The sequence below is a fragment of the Lysobacter sp. CFH 32150 genome (assembly GCF_022758295.1).
In the GTDB taxonomy this organism is placed as follows: domain Bacteria; phylum Pseudomonadota; class Gammaproteobacteria; order Xanthomonadales; family Xanthomonadaceae; genus CFH-32150.
In genome coordinates, this window is sequence record NZ_JALDWJ010000011.1 from 122,171 (window position 1) to 143,658 (window position 21,488).

Sequence of the window (21,488 nt, forward strand, 5' to 3'; positions counted from 1 at the left end):
GCCGACAGGCTAGGCAGCGCGAAGCTAATGCAACGTGATGATTAGGGCCTGTTAACGCATATGGAACCTGCTCCATATGTGCTGATAGGCCCTAGCCCGCAGGTTTTGTTGCCGACGGCGCCGCGCGCACCGGCAGCGGCACATTGCACAGGTCGATGTGACCGGAGGGGCGCTTGTACCACTCGTCGCGGCGATTGCGGCGCGATTCGACCAGCGTCGTGAAGGTCTGGCTGTCGGTACGCAGCAGTTGCAGCTGCGCGCGTTCAGCCTCGGGCACTTCGCTGGCGAGGGTGATGGCCTTGATCGGCACGTGTTGCTCGGGCTTCTCGTAGAAGCCGAGTGCGGCGGTGCCGCGCGGCAGGATCGACAACAACTCGATGCCTTGCACGACGCGGCCGACCAGGGTGATGTTGCGGTCGAGCATGCGCGGCGATTGCCCGGTCACGACGTAGAGCGAACTGCCGTCGCTGCTGTCGGCCGCGACGTCGCGACCGGCGCCGACCATGCCATAGCAGTGCGCCAGCCAGGCCTTGTTGGCCTTGGGATCGCGTGCGGCAGGAAAGCCGCCGGAGAAACCGACTTCCGGCGCCCATCCGTCGCGATCGGGCAGGCGCACGAACGGCACGCCCTTGGCCTTGCGCTCGAATTCGACCGGCAGTTTCGGCTTGGCGGTGCCCAGTGGTTTTTTCTTCGCGGCATCGTCGCTGTTGGGATCGCCCCATTGCACGACGTAGTTGTCCTGCGAACGGATGATCGCCAGATCGTTCCAGTAGCCTTCCTTCGCCAGCGTCCTGATGTTGGCGATGTGTTCAGGCGCGAAGTCCGGCGCCAGTTCTATCACTACGCGGCCCGTCGCCAGCTGCATGTACAGCGTGTTGGCCGGATCCAGCGTGCGCCAGTCGGTCGCGGGGGCGGCATCGATGATCTCCTGCATCGACTTCACCTTTTGGGGTGCGTCTGCGGCGAAGGCGACGGTGGTGGCGAAGGCGAGCAGGGTGGCGGTCAATCTCAGACGCATGGATCGGATCTCCTTGTATTCGCGGATGCTTTATTCGCGCATGCTTTGATCGCGGATGTAGTCGCCGTGCATGAACTCGGCGAAGTCGGTTTGCCCGGGGAATCTGTTTTCGATGGTGAAACGGTAGCCGTCGCCGGCGAGAGCGTAGGTGTAGCGCGCATCGCCCATTGGCGTGGTGTTCTCGAACACGAGCACGTCGTCGTTCCAGTGGCCGCGTGCGGGGCTCGGGGGCATGCCCATGCTGTCGAACCACCACCACAGCACGTCCTGTGTGTCGGGTTCGATGAGCATCACGCCGTGGCCGCGGAACACGATCTGGCCGTCTTTCTCCTGCTCGTATTCCTGGATCAGCGCGAGGCCGCCGAGGGCGCGCCGGCACGAGGTGCGTCCGGTCGCCGTGCCGCCGGGGCCCCACTGCGTGGGTGCCATGTGTTCGGTGCCGGACCAGCGGCCGACGAATCGGTGCAGGCGTTCGTGTGCAGGGCCGGGTTGGGGCAGGTCCTTCATGGGGGCGCTCCGCTGAAAGCGTCGGCGCAGCGTATCCCAGACCGATCGCGGTGATCCCGTGACTACCGGCACATTCGCTATAGCGAAGTAAGTAATAGTGTTGCCTCCAACTTAGCGGGAGGCCGTATGCCCGAACCCCAGCCCCAGTCCGCCGAACCCACGGCCAGCGACAGCCTGAAGAAGTTCCAGAAGGAACTCAGTGCCGGCACCGTGTCGCTGGCATTGCTGGCCGTCCTCGGCGCCGCGACCGAACCCATGTACGGCTACCAGATCGCCAAGCGCCTCGAGCACGAGGGCGAGGGCGTGCTCAGCGGCAAGCAGAGCGCGTTGTATCCGGTGCTGCGCAACCTCTGCGCGGCCGGCCTGCTCGACAGCCATGTGGAGCCCTCGATCGCGGGGCCGCCGCGCCGTTACTACCAGATCACCGCCGCAGGCCGCGAAGCCCTGCGCGAATGGGTCGCCGCCTGGCGCGCGACCCGCGATTCCGTCGATTCCGTCCTCCAGGGGCTGCCGCAATGACCGCGACCACGATTGCTGATTATCTCGACCAACTGCGCGCGGCCCTGGCCGGCGCCGATCCCGCCCTCGTGCAGGACGCGTTGTACGACGCCGAGGAATACCTGCGCTCGGAACTCGCCGAGAACCCCGGTAAATCAGAAGCCGAGGTGATCGCCGCCGTCGCCGGCAGCTATGGCGCGCCGGATGAAGTCGCGGAGATCTATCGCGAGACCGAAGTGAAGGTCGATCGCGCCCTGCGCGCGCCGCCGCCGCCGCCGCGGCAGTCGCTGCTCGGCCGCTTCTTCGGCGTCATCGCCGAACCGCGCACCTACGCCGCGCTTTTCTACATGCTGCTGTCGCTCGCTACCGGCATCTTCTATTTCACCTGGGTGGTCGCGGGCCTGTCGATGTCGGCCGGCCTGGCGGTGCTGATCATCGGCATCCCGTTCGTGATCCTCTACTTCGGATCGGTGCGGATCCTGTCGCTGGTCGAAGGCCGCCTCGTCGAGGTCATGCTCGGCGAGCGCATGCCACGGCGACCGCTGTACAGCACGCGCGGCAAACCGCTGCTGGAACGGATCAAGGAGTTGTTCACGGATCCGCGCATCTGGAGCACGCAGATCTATTTCCTCGCAATGCTGCCGCTGGGCATCACTTATTTCACTCTCGCCGTCACCTTGTTGAGCGTGTCACTGGCGTTAATCGCTGCGCCGATTGCGCTGCTGCTCGGTGCCGATGGCTACATCAATCTCGATGGCATCGACTTGATGGTGGCATATGAGCCATGGAGCTGGCCGTTGGTGATGATCGCAGGCGTGGTCTTGCTGTTCGCCACGCTGCATCTCGCTCGCGGCATCGGCAAATTGCACGGCCAGCTGGCCAAGCATTTGCTGGTCAAGAGCGCGCAGTACGCGTAGGGCGGGCCTTGGCCCGCCATCGTGGCATCGATGTTGCGTGACGGCGGGCCAAGGCCCGCCCTACGGTGCGGCGGCGATTTCCAGCGCCACCGCATGCCCGCGCAACGCCGGCGACAGCCAGCAATGCGAGCCGAGTGGCGCAAAGCCGACATTGGCGAAGCGCTGGCGGTAGAACGAAGCGGGGCGTTGCTGGAACTCGTGCTCATCGCCGACGGCATGATCGCCCCGGGCGAAGGTCTCGAGGAAGGCGACGCCGCCGCAGAGCTCGGCGAGGCCGGGCAGGCCGCGGTCGAGTTCGCGCGTGGGCAGGTAGTGCAGCACGTCGCTGCATACCAGCAGGTCGACCGGCGCGCACGGCCGCAGCATTTCGAAATCGGCGAAACGAGCGAGGTGCAGGTTGCGCGCGCTCCCGTAGCGGGCGATCGCGTACTCGCTGCTGTCGAAACCGAGGTACTGCACCTGCGGTCGCAGTTGCAGCAGCGGCGTTCGCCAGGCGCCTTCGCCGCAGCCGATGTCGAGCACCGTGCGCAGCGGGCGTTCCAGATGGTATTCGGCAGTGGCGACGGCGAGGGCGACTTTGCGTAGCAGGCGCTGGCGCCCACCGATGCCGCCGCTGCGGTACCAGCGGTCGAAGTAGGTGCGGTCGTAAAGTTTGCTCATCGTGTCATCCTATCGCGAGACCCTGCGGAGCAAACCGATGGCCTACCTCTGGACCAAGACCGCACACCTGGTGTTCGTCATGGCATGGATGGGCGGCGTGTTCTACCTGCCGCGGATCCTGGTCAACCTGGCCGAAGCCGGCGACGAACCCGCGGTGCGTGCACGCTTGCTGCTGATGGGGCGGCGGCTGTATCGCTTCGGCCACATCATGTTCGGCTTTGCGGTGGTGCTTGGTCTGACGCTGTGGCTGCACTTCGGCATTCGTGGCGAATGGCTGCATGCGAAGTTGTTGCTGGTCGCGATATTGCTGGCGCACTACATCGTCGCCGGGCGCTGGTTGAAGGGCGTGGAGAAAGGTCGCGCGCTGCCGTCGACGCGGACCTTGCGCTGGTTCAACGAGTTGCCGGTGGTGGTGTTGGTGATGGTGGTGTATCTGGTGCTGGCGAAGCCGTTCTAACAGGTGAGCGCCTGCCCCCGTCTTGCCTGAATAGGAATACACAACTGGTGACCGGCGTCTCGCATTGTCGAGTCACTTGTACTTGATGCTCTGACATCGGATGCTTGCCCCAGGCTAGGGAGAGGCTAACGCCGTGCAACGCGGCGGCCTCAGGGGACGGGAAGGGATATGACGGATTTGATTCGCCGCACAGTGCATGTGGCTCGTGTGCTCGTCGACGGCTTGGGTCGCTACTACTTTGGGGGAAATATGTCGAAGCAACTGGGGCGGCAGCCCTCCGCATTCGTGCGTCTCGCTCCAGTCGCATGCTGCTGCGGTTTAGGGCTACTGCTGCATGGAGCGCCATTGCTAGCCCAGACGCAGACCTGGAAGGAAGGCTACAAGCAGGTCATTCCCTCTTCCACGATCGACGGTCTCGCGGTCGACGGCTTGTTTGGCGAAGAAATCAGCCTGTACACGGGCGAACTTTCGTTCGCCACAACCGATATCAATCTTCCAGGCAACAACGCACTGGATGTGTCGTTTAGGCGAAAGCTGTCATTGAACGATACACAGGCATATCAGACCTGGAAGATCGACTTGCCCCACTTGGAGGGTGTGTATCCCGAAGATGTCGGCTGGACCCGAAAATCAATTACTACTGGGGCCACGGGCCGATGCAGCTCCGGTGCAGCAGCGCCGCGAAATGCGACCGGGAGAAACACGGTAGGGACGACATCTATGTGGGATCCCGGAGAATTCTGGTCGGGCGATTACCTTTCGATGCCCGCTGCTGGCAACGAAGAGATTCTCAAGGTGATTAGCGGTGGCGTCCAACTCCCGACCGATGGCGCGACTTACAAATGGGTTACCAAGTCAGGTTGGCGAATCTCGTGCCTGACGACTGCCGCGAATGACGCGGGCGAGGGATTTCTTGCGGTTTCCCCCACCGGCACGAAGTACTACTTCGACTGGTTCATGAGCGAACCACTCGAAACATTGACCCGCCCCCTTGGCGTAGGGCCCGCTGGGTTGGTCGCAGGTGGCAACACTCGCAATTCTCGAAATGGCCGCGGTACGGCAACGCTTGCTCCCGTTAGCGACAGCGACTACCTGGAGAGAAAGAAAGTACTGATCTATCCATCCAAAATTATCGATCGGTTTGGCAACCAGGTGACCTATACATACGGCCCCGATGGCCCGACAACCATCTCCGCGACCGATGGCAGGACGATCACGATCGCCTATAGCGGCGGCTTATTTGTTTCAGCCACTGCCAATGGCCGTACTTGGACATACAACTGGACAAATGGCCTGACGGTCACGCTGCCAGACAGCTCGACCTGGGTGTATTCCCTGGCACCACTCCAGGATTTTTTTACCTATAACAGTGGGCCCCACGGCTCATTGGCATCCGTGCAAGTTGCTTGTGACAACCCTCCGCCGGCATATGGTGGAGGCACTGGCACCGTCAAGCATCCGTCTGGAGCGACGGGGACGTTCACCGTAGGCGCGGTGCGGCATGGTCGCTCGTACGTTGACCGCACATGCCCGGGCTATACGCTGCCCGATAACACCTACTACGGGTATGCCTATCGCCCGTATATCTTCGATACGCGATCGTTGAAGACCAAGACGATCAGCGGTCCTGGACTGACGACAGCGACATGGCAGTACGCCTACGGCCCTCCCAACAATAGCTGGGCATCAAATTGCTCCGCAGGGTGCGCCACGACCAAGTACGTCGAAGTAACCGACCCGACTGGCACAAAGGTGCGTCACACGTACAGCAATCGCTACCAAGGTGGTGAAGGCAGGGAACTCACGGCCGAAGTCATCAATGCCAGCGGTGTCACGGTCCGTAGGACTGACTACACCTATCAGTTCGATGCCACTGGACAGCCTTACCCCGCACGACTTGGCATGTCAGGCAACGCGCGTGGTGACTACAGCTCGGAGAAGTTCGACCCACTGCGCCAAACCACCATCTCCCAGGACGGCGTGACCTTCACGAATGGGGTTAACACGTTCGACCACTTCGCACGGCCAACCAGTGTGACGAAGTCGAGCGCGCCTGCACCGTGATGGTGTAGGGAAGTCGTCGGGTCATTGAAATCGACATGCCGCGTGCTGCGCGGTTGGAACAGGGATAGTCGCCACAAGGCGAGGGGAAAGGAACGATGAAGCACATTGGGATCGCATCGGCGTTGACGCTGGGTGTGTTGTTGGCTCTGCCGGACGCGCAGGCGCAGACCTACAGCAAGACTGAGACGATCACGTATCACGACAACACCACCATGTGGGTGCTGGGCCAGACGGCGAGTGTGAGTTGCACCGTTTCGGTGCCGGCCAGCACCGCTTGCGATGGCGATATGGTGAGTGCGTCCACGTTCGATACGACCTATGCGCTGCCGCTGACCACCTCGACTTTCGGCAAGTTGCAGCAGACCCTGACCTACGACACCACCTCGGCGGTTAGCACCGGACAACGTGGCACGCTCAAGACCGTTTCCGATGGGCGCGATGGCACGCTCAATACCACGATCACCTTCAGCAGTTGGAAGCGTGGCATCCCGCAGTTGATCCAGTATCCGGCCACGCCGGAGTCGTCCAGTGGCAGCAGCCAATCGGCGGTGGTGAACGACAACGGCTGGCTCACCTCGGTCACCGACGAAAATGCCTATACGACCAAATACGAATTCGACCCAATGGGTCGCCTGAGCAAGATCGACTATCCCGACGCCGACACCGTCAACTGGATCGACACCATCCGGACCTTCGCGCCAGTAGCCTCCACCGAGTACGGCATTGCGGCCGGTCACTGGAAACAAACGGTCAGCACCGGTAATGGTCGTCAGGTCACGTATTACGACGCGATGTGGCGGCCACTGGTCAGCGAACGCTACGACACTGCCAATACCAGCGGCACACTCAGTCAGACCGTGACGCGCTATGACGCCGACGGCCACGCCATCTACCAGTCGTATCCGATGCAGGGGCTGACCGGTTACACAGTGCCGACCCAAGGCATCCGCACCACCTACGACGCCCTCGACCGTGTCACGCGCGTCGAACAGGATTCCGAGTTGGGCGTGCTGGCCACGACCACGGAATACCTCACCGGCTTCCAGACCCGCATTACCAACCCGCGCGGCAAGATCACGACGACCACCGCGTACCTGACCTACGACCAGCCGAGCAATGACTTGCCGCTGGCGATCACGCATCCCGAAGGGGCCTACACCCATATCAGCCGGGATGTGTTCGGGAAGCCGACCCGGTTGCGCCGGAGCAACAGCAGTAGTCCGACCGGCGGCACGACGGTCCTGAATCGCGATTACACATACAACTCGAGTCAGGAACTGTGCAGGACGACCGAACCGGAAACCGACGCGACCCTGATGGGTTACGACGCGGCCGGCAATTTGGCCTGGTCGGCCAGCGGGCTGCCCATCGCGACCGCCTGCGATGCGGAGGGTGACACCACCGCCATCCTGGCCCGCAAAGCCGCGCGCACCTACGATGCTCGCAACCGCTTGACCCGGCTTGAGTTCCCCGACGACAACGGTACCCAGGTCCTGATCTACACGCCTGATGGCTTGCCGGCGCAGCTTCAGACCTATGAGGCCAGTGGACTGCAAGTCGCCAATGTCTACAGCTACAACAAACGGCGATTGCTCGTCGGCGAGAACCTCAGCCAGCCTGGCTGGTACACATGGTCCCTCGGCTACACCTACAACACCAACGGTCACTTGGCGACGGTGGTCCACCCCGGTAACGAAACGATCAACTACGCGCCCAATGCGCTTGGTCAGGCGACGCAGGCCACCAGCACGTACGGCAGCTACGCCACCGGCGTGAGCTACTTCCCCAATGGGGCGATCAAGCAGTTCACCTACGGCAACGGCATCGTCCATACCCTCACGCAGAACACGCGACAGCTTCCGGAACGTAGTAAGGATGTCTACAGCACCAGTACCGCGGTGCTGGATGACAGCTACGACTTCGACGCCAACGGCAATGTCGCCGCGATCAGCGATGGCCGGCCGAACGCCTCAGGCAACCGCACGATGACGTACGACGGGCTGGACCGGCTGACGTCGACCGCTTCGCCAATGTTCGGTGGAACGATTAGTTACACCTACGACGTCCTCGATAACCTGCAGACCCTCGTCGCGCCCCAGCACCTCCTCACGCCTGCCCGCAACTTGCGATATTGCTATGACGCAACCAGCCAGCGCCTATCGTTCGTTCGCAGCAACTCCACCAACTGCACGGATGGCTCTGCGACCACGACGCTTGAATACGACCCGCAAGGGAATCTGAAGCTGAAGAACGCTCAGCCGTACACCTTCGACTTCGGCAACCGCCTGCGCGCGGCGCCCGGATTGGAAAGCTATCGCTACGACGGCCACGGCCGCCGTGTGCTGGCATGGGCCAATGCGTCGGCCCAGAACATCCTGTCGATGTACGGCCAGGATGGCGTGCTGCGGTATCAGCGCGATGATCGCAAGGTCAAGGTTTACAACTACATCTACCTGGGCGGCAGCCTCGTCGCTACGCGCGAAACTCCGACCGGGACCAGCAACCATGTGCTGAAGTACCAGCACACCGATGCCCTCGGCAGTCCGGTGGCTGTGACCGACGCCAGCCGTGCGGTGATTGAAACCAGCGAATACGAACCCTACGGCAAGCTGCTGAACCGGCCGATCCATGATGGCCCGGGGTATACCGGCCATGTGGAGGATGCGACGACTGGGCTGACGTATATGCAGCAGCGCTATTACGATCCGCAGATTGGGCGGTTCTTGAGCGTGGATCCCGTTACTGCCAACGGAAACACCGGCGGCAACTTCAATCGGTACTGGTACGCCAATAACAACCCGTACCGCTTTACCGATCCGGATGGGCGTGCGCCTCAGGACAGTTGGTACGAATTCACCGACAAGCGCTTTCAAGACTGGGTACATGGCGAAAAGCAGCTGGAAGGCAGAGGTGGGGCTCAAAACTACTCTCGATCGGATTTAAGGGAACTGCACAAGGAATGGAAGGAGCTAGGGGAGCCTCGCGGGAAAGGAGGCAAGAGCAGCTCTGGCGGTTCAATGCGAGGACAACGCGGATTCCTCACGCCAGGTCTGGCCCTTAAGGCGAACCTTATCCTCTATTTGATTACCTACTCAGGGGAGTTAAACGCGAGCGAGATGGGTGCCTATGATCGTTGGCTGAAGATGCAAGAAGACAAAAAGAACGATCCGAATACCAAGCCAGAACCACCAGAGACTGACCCTGAACCAGAAAAAGAACCACCGCCACCGCCTCCTCCAGAAGAGAAGAAGCCGGAAAAAGTTCAGGACGGTAATCAATGACACCTAATGCCTATGCGACGTTGGCAATCTACAGTAAACATTTCAAGAGTGATGAAGTAACTGCCTTGCTTGAAATCAGCCCTACTCGCGTAGGCGAGAAGGGCAGAGTTTTTTCTTGGCTACTATCAACGATCGAAGTGTTGCAATCAAATAGGATCGAGGATCACGCGTCCGAGATTCTGAAAATATTTGATCCGAGAAGAGAGAGCTTGCGAAAGCTGGCGTTAGAGGGATGCGAAATTCGACTGTGGCTTTATTTTGGCTTAGACCAGCCGAACCGAGCATTTGTTGTCTCGCCAGAGCTCATTGAGTTTTTAGGTTCACTACAGGCAGATATTTGTATAGACGTATGGAGTCGCGGCGAGGAGAACAAAGGGGACGGAGGCAATTAGGCTGATCCCATGACACAAAAGCCCGCTCATTGAGCGGGCTTTTGTGTTGGTGCGCTTCGTGACTACGCCTTTGGTGTGTTCTGCCGCGGCGAGGAACGTGTCGATCAGGCCGAGCAACTGTTGCTTGGGCTTGGGGGGCATGCGCTCGGTCAGCTTGAGCCGGCGTTCCAACCGGGTGCTGACCGCGGGCGTGGTCGCCTTCTTGCTGCGTCCTGTGCGTACGCCCAGCAACCCGCGTAAGGCGGGTCAAGACCCGCCCTACGTGAATCCGGTGATTCACTTCGTGGTAAATGCTTCCGGCTTCGGCAACTCCACCGGTACGCCGTTGGCATCGCACGCATTCTTCGCGCACAACGCGGCGCGCAGCGCGGGCATCGACTGCAGCATGAAGTGGTAGATGGCGTTCTGCTCGACACTGCCGCGTACGGCATCGCTACCTGGGCCGCGGGCCCAGATGCCGACGTCGTCGCCGCCGTGGGATTCGTTCGACATAGGGGCGATCGCTTCCTGCAGGTAGTCGGGGTCTTCGGTGTTGACCGTGCTCAGGTTAGGACGGCCATCGGCAGCCTGGACGCCGCTGAGTTCGTGCTGAAAATGCTTCGGGCCTTCGGGTTGTTGCGCGCTGGCGCCGATGTAGCCGGGGCCGTTGCTGTAGTTAAGCGTGGTGTAGGGGAGGCCGAGGGCGTCGAGTGCGTATTCGCTGCTGCCCGCGCTTTCGCCACTGGTTCCGCGCACCTTGCCCAGCATCGCATTGCCGCGCACTGGGTAGCCGACGAAGCTCAACGTGTGCGAGTGGTCGGCGGTGACCAGGATCAACGTGTCGTCGTTGGATGTCATCTCGTTCGCCGCCTGCACCGCCTCGCTCATCGCGATCGCGTCGGTCAGCGCGCGGTACGCATTGCCGAGGTGGTGGGCGTGGTCGATGCGGCCGCCTTCGACCAGCAGCACGTAGCCGTTCGGGTTGCGCGACAGGCGCGTAATCGCCGCGCGCGTCATCTCGGCCAACGAAGGCTCACCGGCGACATCGGTCTTGCGGTCGTGTTCGAACTGCATGTGGCTGGGTTCGAATAGCGCCAGCAGTGGCTGGTCTTTCGGCGCGGCCGCGAATTGCTTCGTATTCCACGCATAGGCGCCGCCCGGGTGACGCTGCTTCCACTCGGCGATCAGGTCGCGGCCGTCCAGGCGTAGGCCGACCTTGTCGTCGTGCTCGGGATCGCGTTGCTCGACCGTCATGAAGTTGGTGCGACCGCCACCCATCAGTACGTCGGGGCCGGTGCCGTAAGGCGATTCGATCATCTGCCGCGCGATGTCGGTGCAACCAAGCGCCTTTGCTTCTTCCGACAACTCGGTGTCGTTCTCCCAACCGCGGTCCGGAACATGGCTGAAGGTTGCGCCCGGGGTGGCGTGCGTGACGCGCGTGGTGGTGACGACGCCGGTGGCGAGGCCGTTGCTTGCGGCGAGTTCCCACAAGCTCAGCAGTGGCGTCTTCAGCGCGCCGGCGCAATCGCCCATGGTGGCCTGCTGGCCGACGCTGAGCATGCCGATGCGGGTCTTCACGCCGGTCGCCATCGCCGTCATCGTGCCGGCCGAATCAGGCGTCTGCGAATCGGTGTTGTAAGTCTTGCTCAGCGCGGTTGCCGGGAAAGTCTCCCAGCTCAGACGATTCTCTTCGCCCGGATTGCCTTTGCGCTGGCCGTCGAGGATGCGTGCGGCGGCGACCGTGGTCAGGCTCATGCCGTCGCCGACGAACAGGATCACGTTCTTGGCGCGGCCATTCATCGCGCCGCGTTGTGCCGCCTGTGCGGCACCGTCGCGGAACCACCATGCGGACGTTTCGCCGTCGGGGTGTTTGATCTTCGGCACGTCGATCGTGAATGCCGCGTCGGGGGTGTTGTCCGACATGGCATTGTTCGATACGGCTTCGCGGGCAGTGGGTGTGCTGGCGCAAGCGGCGAGCAGGGTGACGGTCAGGGCGAGCGGAAGGACGTGCAGGCGCATCGAGGCATCGCATCGGGGGACGGGATGCCGATTATGCCGGTCCACTGTTACTAGGATGGAATGCCGTTATTGCGCTGGTGCACTCGCCACGGCGGCCGGGGCTCGGCTAAGGTGCAGGGTCTCGCTCCGCATGGGTTCGTCCGATGACCAAAGTCGTTGCCGCCTGGCTTCGCATTCCGTTCTGGCAGCGTGTGCTCGCCGGTTTCGTGCTCGGTGCGCTGGCGGGCTGGCTCTTCGGCAAAGACGCCGAAACCTGGTTCGGGCCGCTGGGCGACCTGTACGTCACCCTGATCAAGATGATCGCCGTGCCGCTGGTGTTCTTCGCGGTGATCAGTGCGGTCGGTTCATTGCACGGGCAGAAATCGATTGCCGCGCTCGGCGGGCGCACGTTCCTGTGGTTCGCGATCACCGCCGTGCTGGCGGTCTGCGTTGGCCTGGTCGTCGGTGCGATCGTCCAGCCCGGCATGGGCGTGAACCTGCAGACGTTGCAGGTCGCCGCCGACTACAAGCCCAAGGACGTGCCGCGCGTGCTCGACGTGCTGTTCAACATCGTGCCGTCCAATCCGTTCCAGGCGCTGTCCGGCGCGGCGACCGCCAAGACGGCCGATGGCATGAATGTGCTGGTGCCGCGCAACGGCACGGTGCTGCAGGTGATCTTCTTCGCCGGCCTGGTCGGGTTCGCTTTCATCAAGCTTGGCGACCGGGTCGCCGGGCTGCGCAAGCTCGCGGGCGAAGCCAGCGAGACGATGATCCAGGTCACCCGCTACGTGCTGGAGTTCACGCCGCTGGGCACCTTCGGCCTGATCGCGGGGCTGGTCGGCGCGTACGGCTTCGAGAAGCTGCTACCGCTGGGCTCGTTCGTGATCGCGCTGTACGTGGCCTGCGCGTTCCACATCGTGGTCGTGTACAGCGGGTTGCTGCTGGCGCACGGGCTCAATCCGCTGAAGTTCTTCCGCGGCGCGGCCTCCGCGATGCAGGTGGGTTTCGTCGCATCGAGCAGCTTTGCCGCGATGCCGGTGTCGCTGCGCAGTGCGACCCACAACCACGGTGTCGACCGCGATTACGCCGCGTTCGCCGTGCCGCTCGGGGCCACCATCAAGATGGACGGGTGCGGGGCGATCTATCCGGCGCTGGCGGCGGTGTTCATCGCCCAATACACCGGCATCGAGCTGTCGATGTCGCAATACCTGGTCATCATGCTGGCCTCTGTGCTGGGCAGCTTCGGCACCGCCGGCGTGCCGGGCACGGCCGTGATCATGGCCACCGTCGTGCTCAGCGCAGCCGGTTTGCCGCTGGAAGCCATCGGTTATCTGTACGCCATCGACCGCATCCTCGACATGATGCGGACGATGACCAACGTCACCGGACAGATGCTGGTGCCGGTGCTGGTAGCGAAGGAAACTGGACTGCTCGATCGCGAGGTGTATGAAGCCGCATCGAGCAATGTCGGCATCGCCGAAGGCGAGGCCGCGGAGGTCGCAGCGAAGGAACGCGCGTGATGAACGATGACCTGTAGGGTGGGCTTTAGCCCACCATCTCCGCGGCATCGAGAACGGTGGGCTAAAGCCCACCTACGCCACCTGCAAATACGCAGAGGACGCATGACCGAAACGATTGACAGCATCGAACTGGTCGAACGCTTTCCCGACGTCGACGACTATTGCCGCCTGCGCATCGCGGCCGGCATGTCGCCGAAGACGCTCGAGGCCGCGCGCTGCGGTTTGCCGAACACGTTATATGGCGTGAGCCTGCGCCACGACGGCGCGGTGGTCGGCATGGGCCGCATCATCGGCGACGGCGGCTGCTTCTACACGGTGGTGGATATCGCCGTGGAGCCCGCGTACCAGAAGCGTGGGCTTGGCAAACGCATCATGACCGCGCTTGACGCCTGGTTGCGTGCGAACGCGATGCCATCGGCCTACGTGACCCTGGTCGCCGATGGCGATGCGAAGCACCTGTACGCGCAGTTCGGCTTCGTCGAGACGGCGCCGTTCTCGGTCAACATGGAATACGTGGTCGCTGCCAAGCCGCAGGGTTGACGCTCAGCGCGTGGCTTTGCGCTCGGCGTCGAGTTGCGCGTCGAATTTCTTTTCCGCCGTGTCGGCGTAGGCGCTGCAAGTCATCGCTGCCTGCCATGGTGCGTCCGTGCCAGGCGCCCAACCGCTGGCGTCCGGGTGCGGCGTGAGCAGCAGGTCGCAGGGCAGTGCGCGCACGACGTCGAAGGTGCGGCGGTAATCATCGACGACGCGCGGGTAGCGTGGGTTGCCGAGCAGGCGATAGCCTGGCGCGCTCACGCTGTCGACATAGGCGATGCGCAGCGGTTTGTCGTCGCGCACGTCATCCCAGGTCCAGCTCAGGCTGCCTGGGGTGTGACCGGGTATGAAATGCGCAGTGAGGCGGATGCCGCCAAGTTCGACGATTTCGCCATCCTGGACCAGGCGGTCCGCGTGCACTGGTGGATAGAGGATCTCATCGCTGAATTGCAGGTCGTCGCTGCCGCCACGGGCGAGCAACGCGGCGGATTCGGCATTGCTCACCACGCGCGCGCCGGTCGCGCGCTGGATCGCGGCGATCGGACCGGCGTGATCGCCATGGGCGTGGCCGTGCAGGATCCACTTGAGGTCGTCCGGCGCCACGCCGAGTTCGCGCATGCGCGCGAGCAGCATGTCGGCGGCTTGCGGCATGCCGCCGTCGATCAGTACAGCACCTTGCGGCGTCTTGATCAGCACCGCGCTGAGGCCTGCGGTGCCGATATACCAGGTGTGTTCGGCGATGCGGAATGGTGCGATCGGTTGTCGCCAGCTATCGGGAGTCTGATAGGCCTGCGAGGGCGGCAATACCGGCTCGGCAGCGTTCGCGCCGGCTACGGAAATCGATACGACACAGGCGAGAACGATCAGGCGGAACGTCGACATCGGCAGTGACTCGCGCGGCGGGATAGTGTCTGCGATGCGGTGCATCGCAAACAAGATGCCGCGCGAATCGGTTCGATCAGTTTCGGGATCGCGCGCGGCTTCGCCAGTCGTGCCGCGAACAACGCCGCCGGAATCGGCAACAGCAGGCCGAGCGCGCTGACCCAGGACGGGTGCTGGATCTTGATCAACATCATCACCACGCCAGACATCACCACCAGCGCCACGATCACGGCGGCCACGCGCGGATGCTGCGCGATCTTCGCCGCGATGAAGCCGCCAGCGAAGGCGCCCAACGTCCAGGCAGCGACGAGGATGGCTTTCGCGCCGACCGGCATGGTCGCGATGAACTGCATGAAGGCCTGTTCGTGCGCCGGATTCATCGGGTCGAGGCCCGGCGGCGGCGGATAGAGCTGGTGGCCGAGATATTCGGTGCCCATGATCACTCCGAACATCGCGATCACACCTGCAATCAATCCCAGGATCGTGCGTAGCATCGTCTGCGCTCCACCGTGGACAGGGCCGCAGCATCGCCCGCCACATGGACTGCCGCAACCGCCCGGTCCTGCGCATAATCGGCGGCATGAACTACAGCATCCGCGAATGCCACCCCGCCGACGCCGCCGAGCTCGCACGCCTGCGCGTCGAGTTCCTGCTTGAAGTCGGACAACCCTCGCACGCTGGCTTCACCGACGTGCTCGAACAGTGGTTCCGCGACGCACTCGCAACCCCGCGCGTGCGCGTGTGGGTGGCCGAACGCGACGGCCGCATCGTCGGTACCGCTGCGGTCAATCCATTCGAGCGCATCCCGAACGGCCACAACCCGGTCGGCCGCGGCTGGTACGTGATCAACGTGTATGTGCTGCCGGAGGCACGTGGGCAGGGCGTCGCCGAAGCCTTGATGCGCGCGCTGCAACAGGCCGCCACCGATGCAGGTGTGCCAATTCTGGAACTGCATGCCAGCGACCATGGCCGTCCACTGTACGAACGGCTCGGCTGGACCGTGCCCCCCGACTTCATGGAACTGCGACTGGAGGGCTTCCACTCGTGAGCGGCCAACAGCGCGAACTCGAATTCCGTTTCCTCGCCGAGCCCACCGATGTCAACTACGGCGGCAAGGTCCACGGCGGCGCGGTGATGAAGTGGATCGACCAGGCCGGCTACGCCGCCGCGGTCGGCTGGAGCGGCAAATACAGCGTGACCGTCGCGGTTGGCGGCATCCGTTTCGTGGCGCCGGTTCGGATCAGCGACCTGGTCACTGTGTCGACCAAGCTGGTGCATACCGGCACCAGCTCGATGCACTTTTCCGTCGATGTCCGCGCGCGCGATCCGATGCAGGAAGCGACCCAGGATCGGTTGTGCACCCACTGCGTGATCGTCTTCGTCGCCCTCGATCATGTCGAAGGCAAGCCGACCCCGGTGCCGCCATGGACGCCGCTCGACGACGAGGATCATCGCCTGGCCGAGTACGCGCAGCGGGTGATGGAACTGAGCAAGGGGATCGAGCAGACCATCGCGCGGTACCGCGTCGATTCGTAGGTTGCCTGGCGCGAGTGACCGCCAACAAAAAGGCCGCCCAAGGCGGCCTTCGCAGACATATCTATGTAGCGGCCCTGCTCAGCTCTCCGTGGCCGTCGCCGTCGCCACGCGCCGGCCCTGTACGAACCGTCCACTCCAGTAACCGCTGACCAGGCTGTCCACGCGGACATCCTTGCCACGGCTTGGCGCATGCAGGAAGCGGCCATCGCCGACGTAGATGCCGACGTGGTTGACGCGGCCGCGGCGGCCGAAGAACACCAGGTCGCCCGGGGTCAGCGCGGAACGGTCGGCGACCGCTTCGCCGCTGTGGAACATCTGTCGCGAGACGCGCGGCAGTTCGATGCCGAGCGCCGTGCGGAACACGTAACCGACCAGGCCGCTGCAATCGAGTCCGCGTTCCGGATCTTCGCCACCCCAGCGGTACGGGGTACCGAGCAGGGTCATCGCCTTGGCGAGCAGGCCTTGGATGCGTTCGCCGAGCTTGGGCGTTTCGGCGACGGGTTTTGCCGGCGACACGACGAGGTCGTCGCCAAACGGTCCGAGCTGGGTCGAGGGGGTGACATTGGCCTGCGCCGGAGCGGTTGCAGCGGCGGGCGCGGATTGCGCATACGACGACAGGCTGGCCGCACAAAGCACGGCACAGCAGAGGACACGGAATGCGCCGCGGCGGAGGCGGCGAGTGGCGGCGGGCTGGCCTGAACGCAGGTCGTCGGTCGTCACGCAGGGGTCACTTCTCTGAAACTGAGGGCGATCATGCCCGCCTCAGCCGGTCGAAAGGTTCAAATTTCGTTAGGCGAGCGTGAAGAAGTGCATGATTTTGCTCGCTTTTACTGCAAAATCCGCTTCGCGCCGCTGTAGTGGTCGCGCCAATAGGGGCCATCGAGATGGTCCAGTCGCACCGTGCCGCCGGTGGTGGGGGCGTGGACAAAGCGACCTTCGCCGACGTAGATGCCGACGTGGCTGACGTTGCCGCGGCTCCCGAAAAACACCAGGTCCGCCGCGGCCAGACGGGTCGGGGCGATGCGCGGGCCCTGCCAGTCGGCGAGGTCCCGGGAGGTACGCGGCAGGCGCAGGTCGAGCATGTCGCGATAGACGTAGTTGACCAGGCCGCTGCAGTCGAAGCCGCCTTCCGGAGTATTGCCGCCATAGCGGTAGGGCGTGCCGACCAGGCTGATCGCCCGCATCAGCACCGCGTTGGCCTTGGCGGGATCTTCTGGCGGCACCACTGGCCAGACCCGCGGCATCGCGACTGGTCGCGCGGGTCGTACCGCTTCGCCACCGCCGCAGGCTGCGAGCGCGATGCAGAGGAGAAGGAGCGCGAGGCCGCGCGCTGGCGCGGGCCACGCTGGTATAGGCATGGGATGGCGCGGATAATGCGCGGCCTTGTTCACGGCCGGCATCTTGGCCGTTCCCCACCGCGCCGGCAAGCCGGTGCTCGCGAGTATTCAATGAAGATCGAAAAAGACCGCGTCGTCCGTTTCCACTACACCGTTTCCGAAGTCGGCCAGGAGGCCCTGGAAAGCTCCAAGGAGCGCGAGCCGCTCGCGATCCTGATCGGCCACGGCAACATCATCCCGGGCCTGGAATCGGCGATGGACGGCCGCGAAGCCGGCGAGAACTTCGGCGTCGACGTCCCGGCGGCGCAGGCCTACGGCGAGAAGCGCGATGGGCTGACCCAGCGCGTGCCGAAGAAGCACTTCGGTGCGCAGCGCCTGGAGCCGGGCATGCAGGTCGTGCTCAACACCAATTTCGGCCCGCGCGCGGTGACGATCCAGAAGATCGGCATGAGCGTGGTCGATATCGACCTCAACCATCCGATGGCCGGCAAGGACCTGCATTTCGACGTCGAGATCGTCGAAGTGCGCGAAGCCAGCGCCGAGGAACTCGAGCACGGCCACGTGCACGGCGACGGCGGTCACCAGCACTAAGAGAGCCATTGCCGTCATCCCTGCGAAAGCAGGGATCCATTTTGACGTTGACTTGCTTGGTGAGAACTAAAGCTAGATCAAAATGGGTTCCAGCTTTCGCTGGAATGACGAGCAAAAACAATGACGGCCCGCGCAAGCGGGCCGTTTTCGTTCCACCGATACGCTACCCTGCGCCCATCCAACGGGGAGGGCCGTCCATGCAAGTCATGCATTCGGAACTGGCGCCGATCAGCGCGCGCGAGCGGATCGAGGTGATGGACGTGCTGCGCGGTTTCGCGTTGCTGGGCATCCTGCTGATGAACATCGAGGCCTTCGTCGGGCCGGTCTTCGAAGCGTTGGGTGGGGTCAATCCGCGTTTCCAAGGCGCCGACCGCTGGGTCGATACCGCCATCTACGTGCTGGTGCAGGGCAAGTTTTTCACCCTGTTCTCGTTGCTGTTCGGCATGGGCTTCGCAGTGATGCTGGAGCGCGCCAATGCGGCCGGCGCCGGCGGTACCGCCCTGTATGCGCGGCGGTTGCTTGCCTTGCTCGGCATTGGCCTGGTGCACGCGATCCTGATCTGGTCGGGCGACATCCTGCTGACTTACGCGTTGATCGGCTTCGTATTGCTGCTGTTCTTCCGTCGCACGCCCGTTTCGCGCTTGCCGAAATGGGGTATCGCCCTGTATCTGCTCCCGATGCTGCTGACGTGGGGCTGGGCCATTGGCGTGACGATGGCCCAGCAGGATCCGCAGGCCGCGGCCGAGATGCAGAAAGGCATGGCCGAACAAGGCAAGCAGATCGCGGCGATGGCCGAAGCGGAGCGCCAGGCCTATGGCGCGGGGACTTACCTGCAAGCCGTCGCCCAGCGCGCTGCCGATACCGGCGCGATGCTGAGCTTCATCTTTTTCGGCGGAGGGTTGTTCCTCGCCATGTTCCTGTTCGGCGCGTGGTTCGTGCGCAGTGGCGTGATCCGCGATACGAGTGCGCACCTGCCGTTGTTCCGGCACCTGCGCAATGTCGGCCTGGGACTCGGCTTGCCGCTGATGCTGTGGTCGACGTGGCGCCATCCGACCATGTCGTTCTCGGAGATGAACCTCGGCATCGCGCTGGCCCAGAGTGCGGCGCTGCTCGCCAATCTGCTGATGTGCATGGGCTACTTCTCGGTGATCGTGCTGGCGATGCAACAGCCGGCGTGGGCGCGGCGATTGCATTGGCTGGCGCCGGCCGGGCGCATGGCGCTGACCAACTACCTGATGCAGTCGGTGATCTGCACCGCGATCTTCTACGGTTACGGGCTCGGCTATTTCGAACAACTGCCGCGCGCCTGGCAACCGTTGTTCGTCGTCGTCGTGTTTGCGCTGCAGGTCATGTACAGCCGCTGGTGGCTGTCGCGCTATCGCTATGGTCCGATGGAATGGCTGTGGCGCTGGCTCACCTACCGCAAGCGCCCGGCGATGCGATTGGCACCAGCGTAAGGCCGTGAGATGGGTGACTTCCGGCCCTGATCATCATCATCGCCACGTGCGCTAATCCCGACACATGAGGGAGGGCGCATGAACGCAAGCATGTCGGACACTGGCTTGAAGCCGGTCGCCAGCAACGAACGCATCGTCACGCTGGACGTGATCCGCGGCTTCGCGCTGCTCGGCATCTTCCTGATGAACATCGAGTGGTTCAATCGACCGCTCAGCGATCTTGATGCGGGGCTGCCGGCTGGCGTCTCCGGGATCGACTACTGGGCTGGCTGGTTCGTGCACGTATTCGTGCGCGGCAAGTTCTGGACGATGTTCTCGCTGCTGTTCGGCATGGGGTTCGCAGTGATGCTGACCCGTGCCGAGCATGCTGGTCGCGGCTTCTTCGGCCCTTACCTGCGACGCACGCTGGCGTTGGCAGTGATCGGTGCCTTGCACTTCATCTTCATCTGGATGGGCGACATCCTGTTCAGCTATGCGACCGGCGCAGCATTGTTGATGGTGGTGTTCTATACGCGCCCACGAATCCTCTTCATCCTCGCAGGCACGCTCGGCCTGCTGGCCGGCGCGTTCGGACTGGCCGAGTTCCTGGGCCACGAACTGGCGCCATGGGGCCCGTTCCTCGGTTTCGGCATTGCGCTGCTGGTGCTGGCCTGTGTCGCCGCGGCCCTGCGTCGCTGGCCCGTTTCCGGCATGCGTGGGGCGGGTCTCGCCCTGTACCTGTTGCCGTTCCTGGCGATGACGATCGGCGGGGCGGTAATGACAGTGACCCCGCCACAGGCGCGCGAACAAGCCGCGGAACAGGCGGCAAAGACGCCGGAGCAGAAGAAGGAACTCGCCGAGCAGAAAGAGAAGAAGCTCGAGCGTCGCAAGGAACACGCCCAGGACATCGCGGATGAAACACGCCTGATGAGCCGGGGCACGTATGCCGAAGCGGTCGCATGGCGCGCCGAGCAGTTCGTCAAGCACCAGGGACAGACGGTCGGTTTCGCGGTGATCGTCCTCGGCATGTTCCTGCTGGGCGCATGGTTCATCCGTTCGGGCGTGATGACGAATCCCGCCGCGCATCTCGATCTGTTCCGAAAACTCGCCTGGTTCGGTATCCCGTTGGGACTGGGCATGAGCCTGATCAGCGCAAGCATTGCGGTCACGCACGTGCGCGACCAGAACGATGGTCCTTACCAATTGGCGATGGGACTGGCGATGCTCGGCAACCTGCCGGCATGCCTGGGTTACATCAGCGCGGTCGTCTTGATGTTCCACGGCCGCTTGCGTCGCTGGGTGGCACCGCTGGCACCCGCCGGACGCATGGCACTGACCAACTACCTCGGCACATCCGTCATCTGCACCCTGGTCTTCTACGGTTACGGACTGGGCTACTGGGGCCTGGCCCGTGCATGGCAGATTCCGTTCGTATTCGCGGTGTTCGGCGTGCAGGTCTTGTTGAGCCGTTGGTGGCTGGCGCGTTTCCGCTATGGGCCGATGGAATGGTTGTGGCGGAGCGTCACTTATCTGCAAATCCCGCGCATGCGGCATCTGGAAGCACAAGCTGCATAGGCCACGTCCACTTCCTCCAAAGAAACGGCCCGCTTGCGCGGGCCGTTTTGTTTTACAGCGATGTCGCCTTGGATCAGTTGACGTTGATGGCGCTCCAAGCGGCCGCGACAGCGGCGCGCTCGGCCGAGCCGGCCCCGTACAGGTCGCTGGCCGCGTTCAACGTGGCGGTTCGTGCCTGTGGGTAGGTGGTGCCCGAGCTCATGTACACGGTCAGGGCGCGGTACCAGATGGCGCCAGCCGCGGCGCGGCCGATGCCAGTGAGCGACCCGTTGCCGGTGGCGTTCTTGCTGTCGCCGGCGGCGCAGG

22 protein-coding genes are annotated in these 21,488 nt (G+C 63.4%); 13 read left to right on the forward strand and 9 right to left on the reverse strand.

All coding sequences use genetic code 11. From position 1 onward, the window contains the following. Nucleotides 1-91: 91 nt before the first annotated feature. Nucleotides 92-934, reverse strand: coding sequence for a peptidylprolyl isomerase (locus MO486_RS15595; RefSeq protein ID WP_242910061.1), 843 nt, complete (start codon nucleotides 932-934; stop codon nucleotides 92-94). Nucleotides 935-1,048: 114 nt separating this feature from the next. Further along, nucleotides 1,049-1,525 (reverse strand): DUF1579 family protein, encoded by a 477-nt coding sequence (locus MO486_RS15600; protein ID WP_242910018.1) that lies wholly within the window; start codon nucleotides 1,523-1,525, stop codon nucleotides 1,049-1,051. Between the two features lie 126 nt (nucleotides 1,526-1,651). Here MO486_RS15600 and MO486_RS15605 point away from each other — a divergent pair, with 126 nt between their 5' ends. Together MO486_RS15605 and MO486_RS15610 are read left to right on the forward strand one after the other, a co-directional pair. Further along, complete coding sequence (locus MO486_RS15605; RefSeq protein WP_242910021.1) at nucleotides 1,652-2,044, forward strand: PadR family transcriptional regulator; 393 nt, start codon at nucleotides 1,652-1,654, stop codon at nucleotides 2,042-2,044. Further along, a complete protein-coding gene (locus tag MO486_RS15610) occupies nucleotides 2,041-2,940 on the forward strand; it encodes a sensor domain-containing protein (RefSeq protein WP_242910023.1) in 900 nt (299 codons plus the stop codon). The genes MO486_RS15605 and MO486_RS15610 overlap by 4 nt, the downstream gene beginning before the upstream one ends. 60 nt (nucleotides 2,941-3,000) lie before the next feature. On the opposite strand, the gene MO486_RS15615 is transcribed toward MO486_RS15610, so the two are convergent. After that, nucleotides 3,001-3,600, reverse strand: coding sequence for a class I SAM-dependent methyltransferase (locus MO486_RS15615; protein ID WP_242910025.1), 600 nt, complete (start codon nucleotides 3,598-3,600; stop codon nucleotides 3,001-3,003). 37 nt (nucleotides 3,601-3,637) lie between these two features. Between MO486_RS15615 and MO486_RS15620 the strand changes: the two genes are divergently transcribed. The 4 genes from MO486_RS15620 to MO486_RS15635 all read left to right on the forward strand — a co-directional run bounded on the left by MO486_RS15620 (nucleotide 3,638) and on the right by MO486_RS15635 (nucleotide 9,794). Beyond that, nucleotides 3,638-4,057: a CopD family protein gene (locus tag MO486_RS15620; RefSeq protein WP_242910027.1), complete on the forward strand. Its 420-nt coding sequence runs from the start codon at nucleotides 3,638-3,640 to the stop codon at nucleotides 4,055-4,057. A 168-nt stretch (nucleotides 4,058-4,225) separates the two neighbouring features. Then, a complete protein-coding gene (locus MO486_RS15625; RefSeq protein ID WP_242910029.1) occupies nucleotides 4,226-6,121 on the forward strand; it encodes a hypothetical protein in 1,896 nt (631 codons plus the stop codon). Nucleotides 6,122-6,216: 95 nt separating this feature from the next. Beyond that, nucleotides 6,217-9,402: an RHS repeat-associated core domain-containing protein gene (locus tag MO486_RS15630; RefSeq protein ID WP_242910031.1), complete on the forward strand. Its 3,186-nt coding sequence runs from the start codon at nucleotides 6,217-6,219 to the stop codon at nucleotides 9,400-9,402. After that, complete coding sequence (locus tag MO486_RS15635) at nucleotides 9,399-9,794, forward strand: DUF4279 domain-containing protein (RefSeq protein ID WP_242910033.1); 396 nt, start codon at nucleotides 9,399-9,401, stop codon at nucleotides 9,792-9,794. The genes MO486_RS15630 and MO486_RS15635 overlap by 4 nt, the downstream gene beginning before the upstream one ends. A 276-nt stretch (nucleotides 9,795-10,070) precedes the next feature. Here the strand turns inward: MO486_RS15635 and MO486_RS15640 are convergent, their stop codons facing one another. After that, entirely contained in the window at nucleotides 10,071-11,792 is a 1,722-nt protein-coding gene (locus tag MO486_RS15640; protein ID WP_242910035.1) for an alkaline phosphatase, read from the reverse strand. Nucleotides 11,793-11,935: 143 nt separating this feature from the next. On the opposite strand from MO486_RS15640, the gene MO486_RS15645 reads away from it, so the two are divergent. Next, the gene (locus tag MO486_RS15645; RefSeq protein WP_242910036.1) at nucleotides 11,936-13,291 is read left to right on the forward strand and encodes a dicarboxylate/amino acid:cation symporter; all 1,356 of its coding nucleotides are present in this window, start codon (nucleotides 11,936-11,938) and stop codon (nucleotides 13,289-13,291) included. Nucleotides 13,292-13,393: 102 nt separating this feature from the next. Continuing rightward, nucleotides 13,394-13,831 (forward strand): GNAT family N-acetyltransferase, encoded by a 438-nt coding sequence (locus MO486_RS15650; protein WP_242910038.1) that lies wholly within the window; start codon nucleotides 13,394-13,396, stop codon nucleotides 13,829-13,831. Nucleotides 13,832-13,834: 3 nt separating this feature from the next. On the opposite strand, the gene bla is transcribed toward MO486_RS15650, so the two are convergent. Together bla and MO486_RS15660 are read right to left on the reverse strand one after the other, a co-directional pair. Next, nucleotides 13,835-14,707 carry a subclass B3 metallo-beta-lactamase gene (gene bla, locus MO486_RS15655; RefSeq protein ID WP_242910064.1) on the reverse strand — a complete coding sequence of 291 codons (873 nt, stop codon included), beginning with the start codon at nucleotides 14,705-14,707 and terminating at the stop codon, nucleotides 13,835-13,837. Continuing rightward, nucleotides 14,689-15,201 (reverse strand): hypothetical protein, encoded by a 513-nt coding sequence (locus tag MO486_RS15660; protein WP_242910040.1) that lies wholly within the window; start codon nucleotides 15,199-15,201, stop codon nucleotides 14,689-14,691. The genes bla and MO486_RS15660 overlap by 19 nt, the downstream gene beginning before the upstream one ends. An 86-nt stretch (nucleotides 15,202-15,287) precedes the next feature. Here MO486_RS15660 and MO486_RS15665 point away from each other — a divergent pair, with 86 nt between their 5' ends. Together MO486_RS15665 and MO486_RS15670 are read left to right on the forward strand one after the other, a co-directional pair. After that, a complete protein-coding gene (locus tag MO486_RS15665; RefSeq protein ID WP_242910042.1) occupies nucleotides 15,288-15,755 on the forward strand; it encodes a GNAT family N-acetyltransferase in 468 nt (155 codons plus the stop codon). After that, nucleotides 15,752-16,243: an acyl-CoA thioesterase gene (locus tag MO486_RS15670; protein ID WP_242910044.1), complete on the forward strand. Its 492-nt coding sequence runs from the start codon at nucleotides 15,752-15,754 to the stop codon at nucleotides 16,241-16,243. The genes MO486_RS15665 and MO486_RS15670 overlap by 4 nt, the downstream gene beginning before the upstream one ends. Nucleotides 16,244-16,321: 78 nt before the next feature. Here MO486_RS15670 and MO486_RS16530 read toward each other — a convergent pair whose 3' ends face one another. Further along, the gene (locus MO486_RS16530) at nucleotides 16,322-16,963 is read right to left on the reverse strand and encodes a C40 family peptidase (protein WP_242910046.1); all 642 of its coding nucleotides are present in this window, start codon (nucleotides 16,961-16,963) and stop codon (nucleotides 16,322-16,324) included. 107 nt (nucleotides 16,964-17,070) lie between these two features. Continuing rightward, nucleotides 17,071-17,601, reverse strand: coding sequence for a C40 family peptidase (locus MO486_RS15680; RefSeq protein ID WP_242910048.1), 531 nt, complete (start codon nucleotides 17,599-17,601; stop codon nucleotides 17,071-17,073). Between the two features lie 90 nt (nucleotides 17,602-17,691). Between MO486_RS15680 and MO486_RS15685 the strand changes: the two genes are divergently transcribed. From MO486_RS15685 to MO486_RS15695, 3 genes are all read left to right on the forward strand, one after another. Beyond that, nucleotides 17,692-18,171, forward strand: coding sequence for a peptidylprolyl isomerase (locus MO486_RS15685; protein WP_242910050.1), 480 nt, complete (start codon nucleotides 17,692-17,694; stop codon nucleotides 18,169-18,171). 206 nt (nucleotides 18,172-18,377) lie between these two features. After that, complete coding sequence (locus tag MO486_RS15690; protein ID WP_242910066.1) at nucleotides 18,378-19,628, forward strand: DUF418 domain-containing protein; 1,251 nt, start codon at nucleotides 18,378-18,380, stop codon at nucleotides 19,626-19,628. A gap of 78 nt (nucleotides 19,629-19,706) precedes the next feature. Next, entirely contained in the window at nucleotides 19,707-21,182 is a 1,476-nt protein-coding gene (locus MO486_RS15695; RefSeq protein WP_242910053.1) for a DUF418 domain-containing protein, read from the forward strand. A 73-nt stretch (nucleotides 21,183-21,255) separates the two neighbouring features. Here the strand turns inward: MO486_RS15695 and MO486_RS15700 are convergent. Continuing rightward, the coding region (locus tag MO486_RS15700; protein ID WP_242903426.1) for a M4 family metallopeptidase at nucleotides 21,256-21,488 on the reverse strand (233 nt) is incomplete at its 5' end.